Genomic DNA, 4,003 nt, shown 5'->3' with positions numbered 1-4,003 from the left:
CGCCGCGCTCGGCGGCGGCCTCAGCCTGCTCGACGCGGCGGCGCTGCTCGGCCGGGACCCGGCGCCGAGCCCGGCGGGCGTGCTGCTGTGGGCGGCGCAGACCGTCCCGCTGCTGTGGCGGCGGCGGTTCCCGCGGACCGTCCTGGCGGCCATGACCGGCCTGTTCGCGCTGTTCGAGACGCTGGACCCGGTGCCCGGCAAGACCCCGGGCCCCTACTTCCTGATCTTCGGCGTGTACGCGGTCGCCCGGTTCCGTCCGCTCCGCGACGCCCTGACCGCGACCGCGCTGTCGCTGGCCGCCGCGACCGCCGTCGAACTCGTCACCGGACGGGCCGAACCGCCCCGCCCCGACTCGCTCAACCCCGACTCCGCCACCGCGTTCGCCGCGTACTTCGCCGTCGCGCTCCTGCTCGGCTGCGGCCGGCGCCGCATCGAGGCCGACGCCCTCCGGCTGCGCGACCTCAACGAGCGGCTGCGCGCCGAGCGGGAGACCAACGCGCGGCAGGCCGTCGTCGCCGAGCGCGCCCGGATCGCGGGCGAGCTGCACGACGTCGTCGCCCACCACGTGAGCGCGATCGCCGTCCAGGCCCGCTCGACCGAGGACGTCCTCGCGGACGACCCCGGCCCCGGCCTGCGCGGCGTCACCCGCATCGCCGAGACCGCCGACACCGCGCTCGTCGAGATGCGCCGCATCCTCGGGCTGCTCGCGGTCGCCGGCGACGACGGGGCCGCCGAACCGTCGCTCGCGCATCTCGACCGGCTCGTCCAGGCCGCCGAGGCGGCGGGCTGCCGGGTCTGGGCGTCGGTGGACGTCCGGGCGGGCGAGCTCCCGGCGGCGCTGCAGGCGTCGGCGTACCGGGTCGTCCGCGAGGCGATCACGAACGTGCTGAAACACGCGGGCCGCACTGGGATCCGTGTCGTCGTCGCGTGCGACGCGTCCGCGCTGCGCGTCGAGATCGAGAACGGGCCGCCCGGTGAGGACCACCGTCCGGTGCCCGGCTCGGGGCGCGGCCTGGTCGGCATGCGCGAACGGGTCGCGGCGTTCGGCGGCGTCCTGGAGGCGGGCCCCGCCCCGGACGGCGGCTGGCGGATCGCCGCGGCGTTCCCCCTGGAGGAGGGGCGATGACGGTCAGCGTGCTGCTCGTGGACGACCAGGAGATGGTGCGGGCCGCGCTCCGCGCCGTCCTCGACCGCCGCGAGGACCTGACCGTCGCCGGCGAGGCCGCCGAGGGGGACCAGGCGGTGCGGGAGGCGCTCCGTCTCCGTCCGGACGTGGTGGTCATGGACGTCCGGATGCCGGGCGTGAACGGCGTGGAGGCCACCCGCCGCATCCTCGCCGGATGGCCCCCCGACGCCGGGCCGCCGCCCCGCGTGCTCGTCCTCACCACCTTCGACCTGGACGAGTACGTGCACGCCGCGCTGCGCGCCGGGGCCTCGGGGTTCCTGCTGAAGAACAGCCCGGCCGAGGAGTTCGCGCGGGCGGTCCGGGTCGTGGCGGCGGGCGAGGCGATGCTCGCCCCGAGCGTGACCCGGCGGCTGATCGGCGTGTTCACGGCCCTGCCCGCCGGCGCGGCCGGAGCGGGCAGGCCGTCCGGGCGCGGCCGGCTCGACCTGCTCACGGCCCGCGAGCTGGACGTCCTGCTGCTGGTCGCGCGCGGCCACTCCAACCAGCGGATCGCCGCCGAACTCGGCCTGACGCAGGCCAACGTGAAGAGCCGGGTGAACCGCATCCTGGTCCGCCTCGGCCTGGAGAACCGCGTCCAGGCCGCCCTCCTCGCCCACGAGTCCGGCCTCGTGGACGACGCGTAGGCCACGCGTCGCCCGCCCGGGCGGGTCGCACCGCTGATCATTTTCCGGGGTCGTCCGGTGCGTCCGCGCGGGGGCTCACGGGGAGCCAGGAAGCCCGGCGCCGTGGGGGGTTTCGGCGTTTCGGGCGTCTGCTCGGACGACCTTCGCGTGGTTTGTTCCCCGGTCCGCCTCTCTGGCCACTGGTTGTACCTCCGACGCCGTGTAGGACATACTCGTCCCGCTGCGGGATACACCTCCGGGGTAGGGCATGTGGGGGAGTGTCCCGACGTGTGGGCGCCGATCCGCCACGGATCCGCCGGAAGGGGGAGCACGGATGCAGCCGTTCGTCGCCGCGCTCGCACTGCTCGGCCTCACCGCCGCACTGGTCTGCGCCGTGTACGCGGTGTCGGCGTTCACCGCCCTCCCCGGCACCCCGGCCGCCGCGCCCTACCTGTCCGGCGGCCTCCCCGTCGAGCACGCGGTGTCCCGCTTCCACGTCCGCTGGTACGTGGTGACCCTGGTCTTCCTCGCCTTCGACATGGAGATGGTCTTCATGTACCCGTGGGCGCTGGTCGTGACGTCCGTCGGGCCCAAGGCCGTCGTCGAGATGTTCGGCTTCCTCGCGCTGCTGCTGGTCGGCGTCCTGTACGCCTGGCGGGAGGGCGCGTTCCGATGGGCCTGAGGGCACTTCTGCTCCGTTACGCCGCGCGCCGCCCGCGCCCGCTCGTCGTGGCCGTCCCCGGGCACACCGGCGTCCGCCTCGCCGTCGAGGCCGACCTGCGCCGCCGCGGCTGGCGCCCCGCCCTCGCCCCCGCCGAGGCCGACCTGCTCATCGTCTGCGGCCGTCCCGGCCCCGACCTCGCGCACGCCGTCGGCACCGTCTGGGACCAGATGCCCAACCCGCGCGCCCGCGCCGACCTGCACGACGCGTCGGACGTCTCGTCCGGCCTGGACGCCGCGTCCGCCCACCTGGCCGACGAACCCGCCCAGATCGAGGACGCCACCCGGCGCACGTCCTTCACCCCCGAACAGCCCATGGCCCACGGCGACATGGACCACGCCGCCATGGGACACGGTGGTCATGACGGCCCCGGCGAGGACGATGACCACGACGCCCACGAAGGCCACGAGGGTCACGAGGGCCATGAGGGCCATGGGGCTGACGAGGCCATGAACCACGAGGCCATGAAGCACGAGGGCATGAACCACGAGGGCATGAACCATGCGCCTCAAGACCACGGGGACGCGGGTGGCCACGGAGGTCATGAAGGCCACGCGGGGCATGAGATGTCCGGTGAGGACGAGGGCCACGGGGATCACGGAGGCCATGGCGGGCACGGGGGCCATGGCGGGCACGGGGGCCATGGCGGGCACGGGGGCCATGGCGGGCACGGGGGCCATGGCGGGCACGGTGGAGGCCATGACCATCACATGATGGGGGCGCCGCACGGGTTGGCGATGGCCGATCGTGCGCCGGACCGGGACGGGCTCAAGCTGGACGTCCTGCATGTGCCGTTCGGGCCGGTGCTCGCCGACTGGCCCGCCGGGCTCAAGGTGACGTTGACGCTGCAGGGCGACATCGTCCAGGCAGCGGACGTGGAGACCCTGGCCGGGGACGGCGGCGAGCCGTTCTGGGACGGCACGAACGTGGTCGCGGCCCGTCTGGACGCGCTCGCCCGCCTGCTCGCGGTCGCGGGCTGGACGGGACAGGCCGCCCACGCCCGGGTGCTCCGCGACGAGGCGCTGCGGGAAGGACGCGTCGAACCGTCCCGCCTGGCGAAGTTCGTACGGCGCACGCGCCGGTCGCGCACGCTGCGCTGGATGCTCCAGGACGTCAGCCTCGGCGAGGGCACCGCCTGGACACGCGCGTGCGGATGGCTGGCCGAGCTCGGTGGAGAGGAGCACGCGCACATGCCGCCGGACGCTCCGCTCGGCGACCTGCTCGTCGGGGTGGACGTGGCGGCGGCGCGGCTGGTCGTAGCCGCCCTCGCGCCCGGCCTGGAGACGGAGAGCGCGGTGCACGCGCATGTCTGAGTCCCTGATCGTCGTGCCGGTGGCCGTGGCGCTGCTGGCGCTCGCGGCGGCGGCGCTCGACGCCGTGTTCTGCGCGGTCGCGGCCGGTATCCCCGGCCCCTGGCGGGCGTGGGACGCGCCGCTGCGCGAGACCGCGCGGCTGCTCGTCCGGCAGCGCCGCGCCACCCTCGCCGCCGACCGG

General features: G+C 75.4%; 4 protein-coding genes and 1 pseudogene. All 5 read left to right on the top strand.

All coding sequences use genetic code 11. From position 1 onward, the window contains the following. Positions 1-1,126: sensor histidine kinase (locus tag DZF91_RS07120; protein ID WP_117356688.1), on the top strand; the 1,126-nt coding region annotated here is incomplete at its 5' end. Continuing rightward, complete coding sequence (locus DZF91_RS07115) at positions 1,123-1,809, top strand: response regulator transcription factor (RefSeq protein ID WP_117356687.1); 687 nt, start codon at positions 1,123-1,125, stop codon at positions 1,807-1,809. The genes DZF91_RS07120 and DZF91_RS07115, both read left to right, overlap by 4 nt. A gap of 313 nt (positions 1,810-2,122) precedes the next feature. Further along, positions 2,123-2,470, top strand: a complete 348-nt coding sequence (locus DZF91_RS07110; RefSeq protein WP_117356686.1) for an NADH-quinone oxidoreductase subunit A — start codon at positions 2,123-2,125, stop codon at positions 2,468-2,470. Then, positions 2,461-3,822, top strand: coding sequence for a hypothetical protein (locus tag DZF91_RS07105; RefSeq protein WP_117356685.1), 1,362 nt, complete (start codon positions 2,461-2,463; stop codon positions 3,820-3,822). The genes DZF91_RS07110 and DZF91_RS07105 overlap by 10 nt, the downstream gene beginning before the upstream one ends. Next, positions 3,815-4,003: pseudogene (locus tag DZF91_RS07100) on the top strand (NADH-quinone oxidoreductase subunit H); the annotation flags it as partial. The gene DZF91_RS07105 and the pseudogene DZF91_RS07100, both read left to right, overlap by 8 nt.

Source organism: Actinomadura logoneensis (assembly GCF_003428695.1).
In the GTDB taxonomy this organism is placed as follows: domain Bacteria; phylum Actinomycetota; class Actinomycetes; order Streptosporangiales; family Streptosporangiaceae; genus Spirillospora; species Spirillospora logoneensis.
This window is presented reverse-complemented; position numbering and strand designations above follow the sequence as displayed.